Consider the following 14553-nt stretch of genomic DNA (forward strand, 5'->3'; position numbering starts at 1 on the left):
ATGCACCCGCCGCCGCGCTGGCCCCCATCCGTCAGCGCCGAGCCGGTACCCGAACCTTCAGCATGACAGCAAGGCGGCCAGCGCCACGCGCCGGCCGCAAGGGAATCCTATGCGCCTTTCGAAACTCCTCTGCGCCCTCGCCCTGACCGCTCCGGCCCTGGCGATGGCCGACGACAGCGGCCTCTACGTCGGTGGCGGCGTGACCCGCCTCGAGATCGACGAGCGGTCCTTCGATGACCACGACAACAGCTACAAGCTGTACGCCGGCTACCGCTTCAACAATTACCTGTCCCTGGAAGGCGCAGTGGTCGACTTCGGTGACATGAGCGACGGCAAGAAGCACTTCGACGGCGAGTCGCTGCAAGCCAACGTCCACCTGGGCGTCCCCATCGGCCAGCGCATCCGCCTGTACGGCATCGCCGGCGTGCATGCCTGGCACGCTGATGACGATGCCGCCGGCAAATCCGACGACGTGGACGCGCTCTACGGTTTCGGCGGTGAAATGGATGTGATCGGCGGCCTGGGCGTGCGCCTGGAGCAGGAGTACCTGGACATCGGCGACATCGACCTCGACCAGACCACCCTTTCGGCCTACTGGCGCTTCTGACGCCCGTCTGCCCCGCAAAGCCCGGCGGAGGTTCGGCTCTCCCCAGAGCAGTCCTCCCCCTCCCGAACCTTCCGCCGGCACCGGTTCAACTGCACAAATCACTCTTTCGGACGGTTGCAGCGGCAAGGTTCGCAGCTAGCCTAGGGATAGCTGCATTTCTGGCGCCAGAGAACACGCGCCCGGGCGAATCAGGCAGCTCACAATAACAAGAAGGACGCCTCCGCCATGTTCCGAAAGCTCGATGTCTATCGCGGTTTCCTGCTGTGCTGTTTCGGACTCCTCTCCCTCGCCGCCCAGGCCAACCTGCCCAGCGAGGAACTGCAATTGCAGACCCTGCAGGTCTACACCTGCCGCTCGATCAACAGCCTGTTGCTGCTGCGCGGCGAAGGCTTCCAGGAAACCCACGCCGCCCAGCTGGAGAAGGACCTGGCCACCCTGGACAAGGCGGTCAAGGGCTACCCCAAGGCCGACGACGCCCTCAAGAAGGCCCATGCGGAATTCGTAACGCAGATTCGCAATGGCGTTTCCTACGGCCCCAAGGAAGAAGACCTGCCCTGGCGCTACAACCAGGACCTGAGCCGTGCCCTGCGCGAGCTGCTCAACCAGGTCGAGCGCTTCGTGCCGGCTAGCGCCGACGCCAATCAGATTCCGCTGTGGGAACTGCCGGTGCGCGTCGAGTACCTGGCCACCCAGTACCTGGGCCGCGCGTACATCAGCGGCCTGGAGCTGGCCCGCGAGCAGCCGCAGGAATACCTCGGCCAGGACGAGAGCTTGCTGGTGCCGCTGCTGACCCAGCGCATCGATCAGTTGCCCGATAGCGATGCGACCAAGAAACTGCGCACCCGCTGGGAATACCTGAGCAAGGCGCTGCTGGACATGAACAGCAAGAGCAACAGCGGCGTCAGCGCTTCCGGCCGTCCCTGGGCCCCGATCATCGTCGACCGCAACGCCCGCGCCGTTTCCGGCCAGCTCATGCTGATCAGCCAGCAGTAGCGCCTCAGGCCGGGATCGCCTCGGGTTCCGGCTCCGCCTCGGGTACCGCGGCAGCACTCTCCACCACAGGCGGCGCCTGCATCTCGTCACGGTCCAGGTCGGCGGCCCGGCCGACCAGCAGCGGGTCAGGCGCGTGGGCGATCTTCTCGTCCTTGCCGGGGTAATCCAGCGTGTGCAGGAAGTGCCGCAGGCAGTTGAGGCGCGCACGCTTCTTGTCGTCGGACTTGATCACCACCCAGGGCGCATCGGCGGTGTCGGTGTGGAAGAACATCGCTTCCTTGGCCTGGGTGTAGTCATCCCACTTGTCCAGCGACTGGATGTCGATGGGTGACAGCTTCCAGTGCTTGAGCGGGTCGTCGCGGCGCGAGACGAAACGGCGCAGTTGCTCCTCGCGGCTCACCGAGAACCAGTACTTGAAGACCAGGATGCCGTTGCGCACCAGCATGCGCTCCAGCTCCGGTGTCTGCTGCATGAACTCCAGGTACTGGCGCGGCGAGCAGAAGCCCATCACCCGCTCGACGCCGGCGCGGTTGTACCAGGAGCGGTCGAAGAAGACGATCTCCCCGGCCGTGGGCAGGTGCTGGATGTAGCGCTGGAAGTACCACTGGCCGCGCTCGGCGTCGCTGGGTTTCTCCAGGGCGATGACCCGCGCGCCACGCGGGTTGAGGTGCTCCATGAAGCGTTTGATCGTGCCGCCCTTGCCCGCGGCGTCACGGCCCTCGAACAGCACGACGACGCGCTGGCCGGTCTCCTTCACCCAGCTTTGCACCTTCAGCAGCTCGACCTGCAACTGCTCCTTGAGATGTTCGTATTCCCTGCGCTGCAGCCGCTTGCGGTAAGGGTAGAGGGCCGGCAGCTCGGCGGACGTGGAGTCCTCGTTGCTGCCGCGGGGCGCCATGGCCACTTTCAGCGCAACCGGGCCATGGCTCTGGGCACGGATTTCCTCCGCGCCATCGGTCATCGGTGGCTTGGCGGCGGCCGGCGCCCGGCTGGCAGTCTTGTTGGCACGGCGTACCGCGGCGGTTCTGCGGGTGACGGTCTCGGACATGGTCTCCTCCGGTGAGACATTGAGTGGTCAGGGGACTTCCCACTCTCTGCCCCAGCGGGGCGAGCCTTCTTGACCGGCATCAATCTCATCGAGCGAGCTCGCCTCAATCCACCCAGCAACCGGCTACAGCCAGCCTTTGTACTTGAACCAGTAGTAGGGAATGATCGCCGAGATCACCATCGCCACCAGCGCCATGGGGTAGCCGGCCAGCCACGCAAGCTCGGGCATGTGCGCGAAGTTCATGCCGTACACCGTACCCACCAGGGTCGGCGGCAGGAACAGTACCGCGGCGATGGAGAACACCTTGATGATGCTGTTCTGCTCGATGTTGATCAGGCCCAGGGTGGCATCGAGCAGGAAGGTGATTTCCCCGGCCATCTTCGTCTGGTACTCGCTGAGCGAGCGGACGTCGCGCTCCACCGACTTCATGCCCAGCTTCACTTCGTCGCTGATCCAGCCGTTGCTGCCCTGGCGGAAATAGCTCAGCGGCCGGCTGATGCTCAGCAGGCTCTCGTTGAGCTTGGACAGCAGCGAGTTCTTGCGCCCGAGTTGCTTGACCACTTCCTGCAGGTCGGCCTTCTCGTTGGCCGGGCCCTCGCGGAAGATGCTGGTGCCCAGGCTGTCGAGCTGCTTCTGGACGTTCTCCAGCACGTCGGCGATGCGGTCCACCACGCTGTCCATCAGGGTCACGAACAACTGGTCGCTGCGCCCCTCGCAGCCGCCGCGCTGGGTGCGCGACTCGAAGGTACGGAAGGCCAGCAGGTCGGTGTAGCGCACCGTCACCAGCCAGTGCGGCGTCAGTACGCAGGTGACCTCCGAGGTGCTCGGCTTGTGCTCGCGGATGCCACCGACCACGGTGGTGGTCATGTACAGCGCGCCCTTGCTCTCGTAGAAGCGCGAGGAGTCCTCGATCTCGGCCATCTCCTCCTGGGTCGGCACATCCACCTCGATGATCGACTCCAGCAGTTTTTCCTCTTCCGCCGTGGGCCGGAACAGGTCGATCCAGAGCGTGTCCTTGGGCATGCCATGGCACTCGCTGCCGTTGTGGCGAACCAGGCGGTCGCCGACGAGGGTGTAATAGGTGATCATGTCGCCCGACAATCCTTTTACGCACCTGAAGTTGTCCCGCAGGTTGGCCAACTTCAGGCGGCTTCACAAGTCCAGCGGAGAGCAATGTGATGACTGACCAGGACGATGCCGAAGAGTCCTTCGCCGAAGACACCCTGATCCAGGCGATCGAGAACCAGATTGAAAGCGAGAGCCCGGCAGCCGCCCGCGCGGTGTTCAACAAGCTGACGCTGGTCGGCTACGAGCGCGAGGATGCACTGCACCTGATGGCCCTCGTGCTCGCCCACGAGATCGAGTCGATGCTGGCCGAAGACCGCCCGTTCAACGGCGAATGGTACGAACAGGCCTTGCGCGCACTGCCGACCCTGCCCGACGGCACTGTTGCCGAATGAGGCAGCGGCATAAGACCGCTTGCCGAACCGGTCGGACTTGAGACTACACTGGAGCCTCATTGACCATCGGGAGTTAGAAGAATGGCTTTCACCAAAGAAATGGTTGAGGAACTTGATCTGCTGGCGCTCTACGACCTGGAGAACAGCCAGGCCGGGTTGAAAGTGCATCACGACGCTTCCGCCGAGGCCGTGGCGGCCGCCGGCCGACTCCATGCCAAAGGCCTGATCGACCAGCAGGACGGAGGCTATCTGACCAGCCTGGGCCTCGACGCCGCCGAACACGCTCAGGTCCTGCTCGGCATCCTGCGCGGCTGACCTCAAGTTCCCCTGCGAGCGGGCGATAAACTGGCACACTTCCGAGCGCCGCATTCCCTGATGCGGCGCCGCTGGCCAGGCAGCAGTACGCCATGACGCTCACTCCCGAAATTCGCCCGGACATCGACGACGGCATCGACCGAAAGGTGCTGACGCAGCTGCGTCAGCGCTTCCTGAAGGTCAACTCCGCGCGCTTGCAACGGGCCAGTGAAGCGCTTTCCACGCGGCAGCAGCTTGTTCTCAAGCTGCTGCCGCTGCTGCTGGACGTGAACCACCCGCTGCTGCCCGGCTACGTATCGGCCAGCACCCCCGCAGGGCTGTCGAACTTCGTCCCGGAGGACGACGTCCTCGCCGAAGCCCAGCGCCTGACCCGCTCCTTCAGCTACAAGCCCCGTCGCGGCAACCCGCCACTGCCGATCCACGGGCTGTTCCTGATGGGCAGCCTGGGCACCGTCGCCCAGGCCGAACAGAGCGACCTGGACCTGTGGGTCTGCCACGCCCCCGACCTCTCCGAGCGGGAGCTGGCGGAACTGCGCCGCAAATGCGAGCTGCTCGAACAATGGGCCGCGACCCTGGGCGCCGAGGTGCACTGCTTCCTCGTCGACCCGCAGCACTACACCCAGGGCGCCCGCGAGGCGCGGCTGACCTCCGACGACTGCGGCACCAGCCAGCACTACCTGCTGCTCGACGAGTTCTACCGCACCGCCATCTGGCTTGGCGGCCGCACGCCGCTGTGGTGGCTGGTACCGGTCTATGAGGAGAATCGCTACGCAGAGTACTGCCAGACACTGCTGAGCAAACGCTTCATCCGCGCCGAGGACGTCCTCGATCTCGGGCACCTGGCGCGCATCCCGCCCGGCGAGTTCATCGGCGCCGGCATGTGGCAGTTGTTCAAGGGCATCGAGTCGCCCTACAAATCGGTGCTCAAGCTGCTGCTCACCGAGGTCTACGCCAGCGAACACCCGCAGGTTTCCTGCCTGAGCCTGCGCTACAAGCAGGCGATCTACGCCGGCCGCCTGGACGTGGAGGATCTCGACCCCTACGTGATGCTCTACCGGCGCCTGGAGGAATACCTCAAGGCGCGCGGGGAAACCGAGCGCCTGGAACTGATCCGCCGCTGCCTCTACCTGAAGGTCGGCAAGAAGCTCGGCCGGCCGCCGCGCCAGGGCCACAAGAGCTGGCAGCGCAAGGTGATGGAGCGCGTCTCGGCGGAGTGGAAGTGGGACAACCGCGCCTTCGCCCAACTGGACAGCCGCAGCCAGTGGAAAGTGCGCCAGGTGCTGCTGGAACGCCGCGCGCTGGTCAACGAGCTGACCCATAGCTACCGCTTCCTTTCTCAGTTCGCCCGCCTGCAGCAGGCCGCCAGCGGCATCAACCCGCGGGACATGGGCATCCTCGGACGACGCCTGTACGCCGCCTTCGAGCGCAAGGCCGGCAAGGTCGAATTCATCAACCCGGGTATCGCCCCGGACATGGCCGAAGACATCCTCACCCTCGCCCAGCTGCCGGGTGGCGACGCCGGCAAACCTCCGTTCTGGGCGCTGTATGGCGGCAACCTGTCGCTGCAGGAGATGGCCGACTTCGCCCCGCTACGTCGCGCCCGTGACCTCATGGACCTGCTCGCCTGGAGCCACCGCAACGGCGTGGTCGATGCGACAACGCGGCTGTCCCTGCAGCCGGGCGCCAGCGACCTGAGCGAGTTCGAACTGCAGAACCTGCTGGGCAGCCTGCAGCAGGCCGTCCCGCTGCCGCTCGACGAGGTGCCGGAAAGCGCCCTGCTGCGCAGTGCGGTGCCGTCGCAGGTGTTGCTGCTGGTGAACGTCGGCATCGACCCGCTGCGCCAGCACAGCCAGATGAACGTGCACATGACCACCGAGCGCACCGACTCGCTCGGCTACTCCGGGGTGCGCGACAACCTGGTGCTGACCCTCGACCAAATCACCCTCAACAGCTGGAACGAACTGCTGGTCAGCCGCTACTCGGGACCCCACGCGCTGCTCGACTGCCTGCGCGAGTTCCTCAACACGCTGCCCACCGACGCCCCGCCGCCGCGTCTGCTGGTGCGCTGCTTCTGCCGCAACCGCGCCGCGGCCATCGCCCAGCGCGTGGAAGACCTGTTCCGCGATGCCCATGCGCAGCTCGCCAGCGGCAAGGGCGGGCGCTACCTGCTGCAGGTGCGCCAGCATTTCCACCTGCTGCACCTGGTGCCCGGCAGCGTCAGCCACCGGGTGATCGAAGGGCTGCCGGCGCTCGTCGAGCACCTGGGCGACACCCAGGACGACAGCGGCTTCCTGCAGCTGGACCGGCACGCGCTGGAAGGCGACGACCTCGCCATGATCCTGCCGCTGGGCCGGGCCAATACCGTGCAGGTGTTCTACCGCCTGGACGAAGGCAGCGCGGAAATCACCATCCTCGATGAGCGCAACGCCCTCTGGCGGCGGCGCCAGGAGTACGACACCGAGGAAGGCCTGCTGCTGCCGCTGCAGCGCTTCCTGCAGTCGGTGCAGTACCGCCGCAACGCCGTGATCTCGCTACTGGAAAGCCAGGGACCGGTGGGTGCGGACATCCTCTTCTACGAAGTGGTGACCAACGGTCACCAGCGCGCGCAACGCATCGAGCGGCGCAATACGCCGCAGCCGCTGGAAGCGCTGCCGTTCTACAACGTGCAGGCGATCGTCGAACCCGGAGAAGGCCAGCGCGCGCGCACCACGCTGTTCTGCAACCACCGCGAGTTCTCGGAACTGGAGTTCGGTAACGAGCTGTTCCAGGCCGTGGCCAGGCACATCCTGGACCGGCGCCGGGGACAGGAGCGCTACCCCTGCTACATCACCGACCTGGACCTCTCGGCCATGCGCGAGGGCGGCGAGCTGCAGACGGTGCACTTCCTGCGCTACAAGCAGAGCCTGGAACAGGCGCTGAACCGGGCGCTGGCCGAGGCCTGAAGGCCGGACCGGACGCCCGGGGAGGGAAAGTCCCGGAAGGGAACTCAGCGATCGAAGTCGCCGGCCGCTTCGGGCTGGTATTCGACTTCCAGCAGGGTCAGCTTCAGCGTCTTGCCGCTGGGCGCCGGCCAGTCGATGCTCTGGCCGGTGGTCAGGCCGAGCAGCGCGGTGCCGACCGGCGCCAGGATCGACACCTTGCCTTCCCCGCCGACATTGGCCGGGTAGACCAGCGTCAGGTGGTACTCCTTGCCACTGCTTTCCTCGCGGCAGCGCACGGTGGAGTTCATCGTGACCACGCCCGGCGGTATCTCGTCGTGGCCGACGACCGTGGCACGGGCCAGCTCGGCCTCCAACGCCTCGGCAGCGGGGCCGTACTCATCCAGGCTGTCGAGCATGCGCTCCAGACGTTGCAGGTCGAGTCGGGTGACGGTGATGGGAGTCGTGGTCATGATGGTTGGCAGTCTCCTTACAGGAGAGCCCCGGACGCTCGCGCGCTCGGGGCCCTGGGTGTTCTGGCAGTAAAGACGTTCGGGAAACGAACGCGCAATGAATTCCGAAAAAAGAAAAACCCCGCCCAAGGCGGGGTTTTCCCGGACACTAACACAGCACAGAAAATAAGCAACACCGACCAGTCACCACTTCGGCGAGTGGTTGTTTCGGCGCTTTTCGCAGTCCGCCAGAATCGCCCGGCGACGCTCGCCGTCCGCCTCGTTCCATTCCAGTATCTCGCCCAGGGTGCGGCCGCAGCCGACGCAGACATCCGCGTCGTCCAGGCAGCAGCGCCGGCAGCAGGGCGAAGCGACGCTCGCCTGCCCCTCAGATGCCGGGGAAGTCGACATCCTCGCCAGCCTGTTCCAGCGTGGCGCGATTGAGCAGCGCGCCCAGCGGTTCGCGGGTGCTGTCGCAAATCCACAGCGAGCCGGATTCGTCGTAGTCGAAGTGGAAGCCGCCGGAGCGCGCCGCCACCCACAGCTGGCGCAGCGCCGGCTGGCGGCTGAGGATCAGCTGGGTGCCGTTCTCGAAGCGCACGGTCAGCACGCCGCTGGAGTTCTCCAGGTCCAGGTCCAGATCGCTGTCGTCGAAGGCGTCCTCCACCGTTACCTGTACGGCGTCCACCAGGTCATGGAAGCGGGCTTCGCTCAAAGTGCTCATGCATCGTCCTCGGGATCAGTCAAAGGCACCAGTTTACGCCGGTATTCGCCCAGACTCTGCCCCGTCCAGCGCCGGAATGCGCGGGCGAGCGAACTGGCTTCGCTGAAGCCCAGCAGATAGGCGATATCGGCGGTATCCAGTGCCGGGTCGCGCAAATAGTGGAGCACCAGCTGCTGGCGGGTTTCGTCCACCAGTTGGCTGAACGACAGGCCGGTATCGCGCAGGCGGCGTTGCAGGGTGCGGGGGCTCAGGGCGAGCGTCAGCGACAGGTGCTCCAGGTCGGCGCCCTGCTCCGGCAACTGGCGCGCCAGCTCCCGGCGCGCACGGTCGAGCACGCTGTCGCCCTTGTTGATCTCCACCAGCAGGCGTTCGGCGTAGGCATCCAGGGTGCGCTGCACCTGAGCGTCAGCCTGGCCGAGCGGCAGCGCCAGCAGGCGTTTGGGAAAGACCAGGGCATTGTCCGGCTGATCGAAGAGTACCGGGCAGCGGAAGATGCGGGCGTGTTCGCTGACGTCCGCCGGGGCGCTGTGCCTGAAGCGGACTTCGAACGGCGCCTCGTCCACGCCACTGACCCAATGGCCGAAGCTGACCCAGCCGGCCAGCGTCTCCTCGCTCATCTGCCGTTGCTGTTGCGGCAGCAGCGCCTCCCAGCAGTGTTTGACCAACGGCTCGCAACCGTCGCGCGGCGGCTCGTCGGCCAGCTCGACGCGGCCCAGGTTGCCCACCAGCGCGGCATAGCGCGCCTGGCGATGCAGGGCGTCGGAAAGGGTCGCGCAGCTCATGATCAGGTAGCCGAGTACGCCGTAGTAGCCGGGGCGCACCGCCTCGCCCAGATGCAGGCCGAGGTTGTCGTCGCCACTCAGGCGCACGCCGGCGCCAACCAGTTCGAGGTAAGCACTGGCGGCGATACGCTGGTCACGCTGGGCGAGGATCGAGGGCTCCAGATGCACCGTCTCCAGCAACTGCGTCGGCTCCACGCCGTGGCGCTGCAGATGCTCCACAAGGCCCTGCAGGTAGGCCACCGACACCGAACTGGGCAGAGGATCGCGATAGTCCATCGAGCTTTCCATTTTTTGCCCACCATCATATGGCCAGCGGCCCGCCGGGCGCAAGCCGAAAGCCCCGCCAGGCGGGAGCCGGCTCGCATAGGCAAGCCGGCGGGGGGCCGGTATACTCCGGCCCAATCGACGCTTTATTTAAAGGATTCCGCCATGAAGCGACTGCTGCTTCCCTTCGTCGCGATCGCCCTGCTGACCGCCGCCATTGCTGGCTGCGGGCAGAAAGGCCCGCTGTACCTGCCGGACGACGAAAAGGCCAAGAACGAACACAGCAAGGACCGCTACGGTCTCTGAGGGCGTTCCCATGGACGCCTTCGACGTCCGCGGCGGGCGACTGCTCGCGGCAGACGTGCCAGCGTCGGCGATTGCCGAGCGCTTTGGCACGCCGCCGGGCGAAACCGGCGACTTCCCCGCCCGGCTTCGCGCCCCCGCCCGGAAAGAAGGTGACCTGCTGGCCGTTCATCCGGCCGGCGCCTATGGTTTCGTCATGATTTCCAACGACAACACCCGGGGCCGCGCCGCCGAGGTGCTGGTGGATAGCTCGGCTGCGCACGGGGTGCGTTGCCGCAAGAGACAAGAGCTGTTCGCCGGCGAAAGCCTGCTGCCGGACTGAGGCCGAGACGACGATGCTTCTGCGCTTTACCAAGATGCACGGGCTGGGCAATGACTTCATGGTCCTGGACCTGGTCAGCCAGCACGCCCATGTGCAGCCACGCCACGTCAAACAGTGGGGCGACCGCAATTTCGGAGTCGGTTTCGATCAACTGCTGATCGTCGAGCCGCCGAGCACACCGGACGCGGACTTCCGCTACCGCATCTTCAACTGCGACGGTACCGAGGTCGAACAGTGCGGCAACGGCGCGCGCTGCTTCGCGCGCTTCGTGGTCGACAAGCGCCTGACCGCGAAGAAGACCATCCGCGTGGAAACCAAGGGCGGCATGATCGAGCTGACCATCGCCAACGATGGCCAGGTCACCGTCGACATGGGCCCGCCGCGCCTGGTGCCCGAGCAGGTGCCGTTCAAGGCCGAGAGCGAGGCGCTGAGCTATCCCCTGGAAGTGGACGGGCAGCGCTACGAGCTGGCCGCCATCTCCATGGGCAACCCGCACGGCGTGCTGCGCGTGGATGACGTCGACAGCGCACCGGTACGCACCCTGGGCCCGAAACTCGAAGTCCACGAAAGCTTCCCGCAGAAGGCCAACATCGGCTTCCTGCAGATCGTCAATCCGCACCAGGCACGCTTGCGCGTCTGGGAACGCGGCGCCGGCGAGACACTGGCCTGCGGCACCGGCGCCTGCGCCGCCGCCGTCGCCGGCATTCGCCAGGGCTGGCTGCAATCGCCGGTACAGATCGACCTTCCCGGCGGACGGTTGTCCATCGAGTGGGCAGGACCGGGTCAGCCCGTTATGATGACCGGGCCCGCCGTGCGGGTGTTCGAAGGCCAGGTACGTCTATAAGCCTGTCAAGGTCTTGCCGAGCGCAGCTCAGACAAGGCGGAAACAGGCGAGAAAGCGCAGTTTACGAAGAGTAGATGAGCATTTTGAGCCTGTTTCCAACGCCGTATGAGCAAAGCGCAGGCAGACATTGGACAGGCGCTGAACCGGGACGCTTATGACCGATATCCCCCAGGACCCCACCGTTACGCTCGAAGCCGAACAGGTCGCCGACTATCTTCGCCGGCACCCTGAATTCTTCGTCGACCATGACGAGCTGATCCCGGAGATGCGCATTCCGCACCAGCCGGGCGATGCCGTGTCGCTGGTGGAACGCCAGGTGCGCCTGCTGCGTGAGCGCAACATCGAGATGCGCCATCGGCTGTCGCAACTGATGGACGTAGCCCGCGACAACGATCGCCTGTTCGACAAGACCCGCCGCCTGGTGCTCGATCTGCTCGACGCCACCAGCCTCGAGGAAATCGTCAGCACGGTGGAAGACAGCCTGCGCCACGAATTCCTCGTGCCCTACGTCAGCCTGATCCTGTTCAGCGACAACAACCTGCCGGTGGGCCGCTCGGTGAGCAGCGCCGAAGCGCACCAGGCCATCGGTGGCCTGCTGTCCGGCGGCAAGACCGTCTGCGGCGTGCTGCGCCCCCACGAGCTGGCCTTCCTGTTCTGCGAAAGCGAACGCGAGCAGGTCGGCTCCGCCGCCGTCGTGCCGCTCACCTTCCAGGGTCTGCACGGCGTGCTGGCGATCGGCAGCCCCGATCCGCAGCACTACAAGAGCTCGCTGGGCACCCTGTTCCTCGGCTACGTCGCCGAAGTCCTCGCGCGCACCCTGCCGCGCTTCTCCACGCCACTGCGCTCGGTACGCTGACCCTCGCTACGCGGTAAGCTGCCAGCCTGGCTGTATCACTGGGAGCTTTCCGCGTGTCGCTCGAAGCCGATCTGGAATCCTATCTGGAACACCTGCGCAGCGAGCGCCAGGTGTCCGTGCACACGCTTGACGGCTACCGCCGCGACCTGGCGCGGCTCGCCGCGCTGTGCGAGAAATCCTCGATCAACGAATGGTCGGCGCTGCAGGTGCGCGACCTGCGCCTGTTCGTCGCCCGCCTGCACCAGCAGGGCCTTGCCAGCCGCAGCCTGGCGCGCCTGCTGTCGGCCACCCGCGGGCTGTACCAGTACCTGATCCGCGAAGGCCGCTGCCGGCACGATCCCGCCGACGGCCTCGCCGCGCCCAAGGGCGCCCGCAAGCTGCCGCGCACGCTGGATACCGACCGCACCGCGCAACTGCTCGACGGCGGCGTCGAGGACGACTTCATCGCCCGTCGCGACCAGGCGTTGCTGGAGCTGTTCTATTCCTCCGGCCTGCGCCTCTCCGAGCTGGTCGGCCTCGACCTGGAATGGCTGGACCTGAAAGACGGCCTGGTACGCGTCCACGGCAAGGGCAACAAGGTTCGCGAACTCCCGGTCGGCCGCGCCGCGCGGCAGGCCATCGAAGCCTGGCTGCCACTACGGGCCAGCGTATCGCCGCAGGACAACGCCGTCTTCATCGGCCGCAGCGGCAAGCGCCTGACACCGCGCGCCATCCAGCTGCGGGTGCGCGAGGCCGGCGTGCGCGAGCTGGGCCAGCACCTGCACCCGCACATGCTTCGGCATTCGTTCGCCAGCCATATGCTCGAATCCTCCCAGGACCTGCGCGCGGTACAGGAGCTGCTCGGCCACGCCGACATCGCCACCACGCAGATCTACACCCACCTGGACTTCCAACACCTCGCCGCGGTCTACGACCAGGCGCACCCGCGGGCACGCCGTAAACCCGGAGCAGAAGAATGAGTATCCGTCTGGTCACCTTCGATCTCGACGACACGCTGTGGGACGTCGCCCCGGTGATGAACAGCGCCGAAGCCACCCTGCGTGACTGGCTCGCGGTGCACGCTGCACAGCTCGGCCCGGTGCCCATCGAGCACCTGTGGGCAATCCGTTCGCGGCTGATGGAGCAGGACCCGATGCTCAAGCACCGCCTGAGTGAGCTGCGCCGGCGCATCCTGTTCCACGCGCTGCTCGACGCGGGTTATCCACAGCCCGAGGCGACGGAGCTGGCCGAGGCCGGCTTCCAGACCTTCCTCCAGGCGCGGCACCAGGTGGCGCTGTTCCCCGAGGTGCATCCGACCCTGGAGCAACTGGCCAACCGCTTCATCCTCGGCGTGCTCACCAACGGCAACGCCGACGTGCGCCGGCTGGGCCTGGCGGACTACTTCCAGTTCGCCCTGTGCGCGGAAGAACTGGGCGTCGGCAAGCCCGATCCGCATCCCTTCCAGGAAGCGCTCAAGCGCGGCGGCGTCGCCGCCGAACACGCCGTGCACATCGGCGACCACCCCAGCGATGACATCGCCGGCGCGCGCCGCGCGGGCATGAAGGCGATCTGGTTCAACCCCGCACGCAAGCAATGGGACGGCGAAGAAGCGCCCAGCGCGATCATCCACAACCTGGCAGAGCTGCCGGGCGTCCTGGCGAAGCTCTGATACTCCTGCTCGCTCCTACAGCACGGCACGCCGCAATAATCGGACATGAAAAAGCCCCGCCGCTCCAGACGGAGCGACGGGGCTTTTCGTATTGCGTCAGATATCAGATAGGGCGGCTGCCGTATTTGCTATCCGGCTTCTTGGGCGGGTCGGCCACGACGTTGGGCTCGATCTCCTGCACCTTGCCGCCGCGAGTGAGGAATTCCTCCATCGCGCGAGCCAGTGCATCACGATCCTTCTGCTTGGCTTCGACCGAGGGCAGTTCCTCTTCTTCCGCAGCGGCCTTGGCTTTCTTGCCACCGCCCTTGGAAGAAGGGGCTTCATCCCCATCGCCGCTGTCTGCTTCGGCGTCGCCGTCGTCGGCTGCGGCGAGCTCTTCGCCATCATCCTCGTCAGCGCCGTCCAGCTCGTCCTGTTCCAGTTCTTCGTCGCTCATCGTTCAACCTCTGTGGTGCTGCAAAGCACGTTAGTTATAGCCCAGCTGCGCGCTTTGACGAACGCCGCCGGAAAAAATTCATACAAGCTCGCCCTGCCAGGTCGCCACTATCCTGCGCGGGCCGCCGTGGTCACGGTGCTCGCCCAGATAGATACCCTGCCAGGTGCCCATTGCCAAGCCTCCCTGCTGTATCGGCAGCGTCAGCTGACAGCCCAGCAGGCTCGACTTGAAATGCGCCGGAAGGTCATCCGGCCCCTCGTAGTCATGCTCGTAGCCGCCTTCACCCTGGGGCACCAGGCGATTGAAGAACCGCTCGAAATCGCGACGCACCGAGGGATCGGCATTCTCGTTGACCGTCAGCGAGGCGGAGGTGTGCTGCAACAGCAGGTGCAGCAGGCCTACCCGGCACTTCGACAGCTCCGGCAACGCGGCCAGGATCTCGTCGGTGACCAGGTGGAAACCTCGCGGGCGAGGGCGCAGGGTGATGGACTTCTGCTGCCACATGGCGGGCACTTCTCCGTCGCTAACGGTGATGCGCGCGCATTCTAGCGTGCTGATCGAAAAAGCAAAGGGCGCCCGAG

Annotated in this window: 18 protein-coding genes and 1 pseudogene; 11 read left to right on the forward strand and 8 right to left on the reverse strand. The window is 66.0% G+C overall.

The window, feature by feature from the left end; all coding sequences use genetic code 11:
* Positions 1 to 109: 109 nt before the first annotated feature.
* Positions 110 to 607 carry an outer membrane beta-barrel protein gene (locus A9513_RS19435; RefSeq protein ID WP_065085332.1) on the forward strand — a complete coding sequence of 166 codons (498 nt, stop codon included), beginning with the start codon at positions 110 to 112 and terminating at the stop codon, positions 605 to 607.
* Positions 608 to 832: 225 nt separating this feature from the next.
* Positions 833 to 1600: a hypothetical protein gene (locus tag A9513_RS19440; protein ID WP_065085333.1), complete on the forward strand. Its 768-nt coding sequence runs from the start codon at positions 833 to 835 to the stop codon at positions 1598 to 1600.
* 4 nt (positions 1601 to 1604) lie between these two features.
* On the opposite strand, the gene ppk2 is transcribed toward A9513_RS19440, so the two are convergent.
* Positions 1605 to 2561 carry a polyphosphate kinase 2 gene (ppk2, locus tag A9513_RS19445; protein ID WP_065085371.1) on the reverse strand — a complete coding sequence of 319 codons (957 nt, stop codon included), beginning with the start codon at positions 2559 to 2561 and terminating at the stop codon, positions 1605 to 1607.
* A 210-nt stretch (positions 2562 to 2771) separates the two neighbouring features.
* Positions 2772 to 3737 (reverse strand): magnesium transporter CorA family protein, encoded by a 966-nt coding sequence (locus tag A9513_RS19450; protein ID WP_024762106.1) that lies wholly within the window; start codon positions 3735 to 3737, stop codon positions 2772 to 2774.
* Between the two features lie 89 nt (positions 3738 to 3826).
* Between A9513_RS19450 and A9513_RS19455 the strand changes: the two genes are divergently transcribed.
* From A9513_RS19455 to A9513_RS19465, 3 genes are all read left to right on the forward strand, one after another.
* Positions 3827 to 4108, forward strand: a complete 282-nt coding sequence (locus tag A9513_RS19455; protein ID WP_024762105.1) for a hypothetical protein — start codon at positions 3827 to 3829, stop codon at positions 4106 to 4108.
* Between the two features lie 81 nt (positions 4109 to 4189).
* Complete coding sequence (locus A9513_RS19460; protein ID WP_017520761.1) at positions 4190 to 4423, forward strand: TIGR02647 family protein; 234 nt, start codon at positions 4190 to 4192, stop codon at positions 4421 to 4423.
* Positions 4424 to 4515: 92 nt separating this feature from the next.
* Positions 4516 to 7365 (forward strand): class I adenylate cyclase, encoded by a 2850-nt coding sequence (locus A9513_RS19465; protein WP_065085334.1) that lies wholly within the window; start codon positions 4516 to 4518, stop codon positions 7363 to 7365.
* Positions 7366 to 7409: 44 nt separating this feature from the next.
* Here A9513_RS19465 and rnk read toward each other — a convergent pair whose 3' ends face one another.
* The 4 genes from rnk to A9513_RS19480 all read right to left on the reverse strand — a co-directional run bounded on the left by rnk (position 7410) and on the right by A9513_RS19480 (position 9575).
* Entirely contained in the window at positions 7410 to 7814 is a 405-nt protein-coding gene (rnk, locus tag A9513_RS19470) for a nucleoside diphosphate kinase regulator (RefSeq protein WP_024762103.1), read from the reverse strand.
* Positions 7815 to 7997: 183 nt separating this feature from the next.
* A complete protein-coding gene (locus tag A9513_RS35100) occupies positions 7998 to 8204 on the reverse strand; it encodes a DUF1289 domain-containing protein (RefSeq protein WP_081753917.1) in 207 nt (68 codons plus the stop codon).
* The gene (gene cyaY, locus A9513_RS19475) at positions 8182 to 8517 is read right to left on the reverse strand and encodes an iron donor protein CyaY (protein ID WP_024762102.1); all 336 of its coding nucleotides are present in this window, start codon (positions 8515 to 8517) and stop codon (positions 8182 to 8184) included. The genes A9513_RS35100 and cyaY overlap by 23 nt, the downstream gene beginning before the upstream one ends.
* The gene (locus tag A9513_RS19480) at positions 8514 to 9575 is read right to left on the reverse strand and encodes an AraC family transcriptional regulator (protein WP_037011560.1); all 1062 of its coding nucleotides are present in this window, start codon (positions 9573 to 9575) and stop codon (positions 8514 to 8516) included. The genes cyaY and A9513_RS19480 overlap by 4 nt, the downstream gene beginning before the upstream one ends.
* 153 nt (positions 9576 to 9728) lie before the next feature.
* On the opposite strand from A9513_RS19480, the gene A9513_RS19485 reads away from it, so the two are divergent.
* The 6 genes and pseudogenes from A9513_RS19485 (at position 9729) to A9513_RS19510 (ending at position 13536) form a co-directional block, all read left to right on the forward strand.
* The gene (locus A9513_RS19485) at positions 9729 to 9869 is read left to right on the forward strand and encodes a lipoprotein (RefSeq protein WP_017520757.1); all 141 of its coding nucleotides are present in this window, start codon (positions 9729 to 9731) and stop codon (positions 9867 to 9869) included.
* A 100-nt stretch (positions 9870 to 9969) separates the two neighbouring features.
* Positions 9970 to 10188: pseudogene (locus tag A9513_RS19490) on the forward strand (diaminopimelate decarboxylase); the annotation flags it as partial.
* Positions 10189 to 10201: 13 nt separating this feature from the next.
* Entirely contained in the window at positions 10202 to 11032 is an 831-nt protein-coding gene (gene dapF, locus A9513_RS19495; RefSeq protein ID WP_024762099.1) for a diaminopimelate epimerase, read from the forward strand.
* Between the two features lie 154 nt (positions 11033 to 11186).
* Positions 11187 to 11888 carry a DUF484 family protein gene (locus A9513_RS19500; RefSeq protein WP_024762098.1) on the forward strand — a complete coding sequence of 234 codons (702 nt, stop codon included), beginning with the start codon at positions 11187 to 11189 and terminating at the stop codon, positions 11886 to 11888.
* Between the two features lie 53 nt (positions 11889 to 11941).
* Positions 11942 to 12847 carry a tyrosine recombinase XerC gene (xerC, locus tag A9513_RS19505; protein ID WP_065085335.1) on the forward strand — a complete coding sequence of 302 codons (906 nt, stop codon included), beginning with the start codon at positions 11942 to 11944 and terminating at the stop codon, positions 12845 to 12847.
* A complete protein-coding gene (locus A9513_RS19510) occupies positions 12844 to 13536 on the forward strand; it encodes an HAD family hydrolase (RefSeq protein WP_024762096.1) in 693 nt (230 codons plus the stop codon). Before xerC ends, A9513_RS19510 begins: the two co-directional genes overlap by 4 nt.
* Positions 13537 to 13639: 103 nt before the next feature.
* Here the strand turns inward: A9513_RS19510 and sutA are convergent, their stop codons facing one another.
* Positions 13640 to 13972, reverse strand: coding sequence for a transcriptional regulator SutA (gene sutA, locus A9513_RS19515; RefSeq protein WP_037011556.1), 333 nt, complete (start codon positions 13970 to 13972; stop codon positions 13640 to 13642).
* A gap of 78 nt (positions 13973 to 14050) precedes the next feature.
* Positions 14051 to 14476: a secondary thiamine-phosphate synthase enzyme YjbQ gene (locus A9513_RS19520; protein ID WP_024762094.1), complete on the reverse strand. Its 426-nt coding sequence runs from the start codon at positions 14474 to 14476 to the stop codon at positions 14051 to 14053.
* Positions 14477 to 14553 lie beyond the last annotated feature (77 nt).

Origin of the sequence: Pseudomonas sp. AU12215, assembly GCF_001675465.2 — a bacterium.
In the GTDB taxonomy this organism is placed as follows: Bacteria; Pseudomonadota; Gammaproteobacteria; order Pseudomonadales; family Pseudomonadaceae; genus Pseudomonas; species Pseudomonas nitroreducens.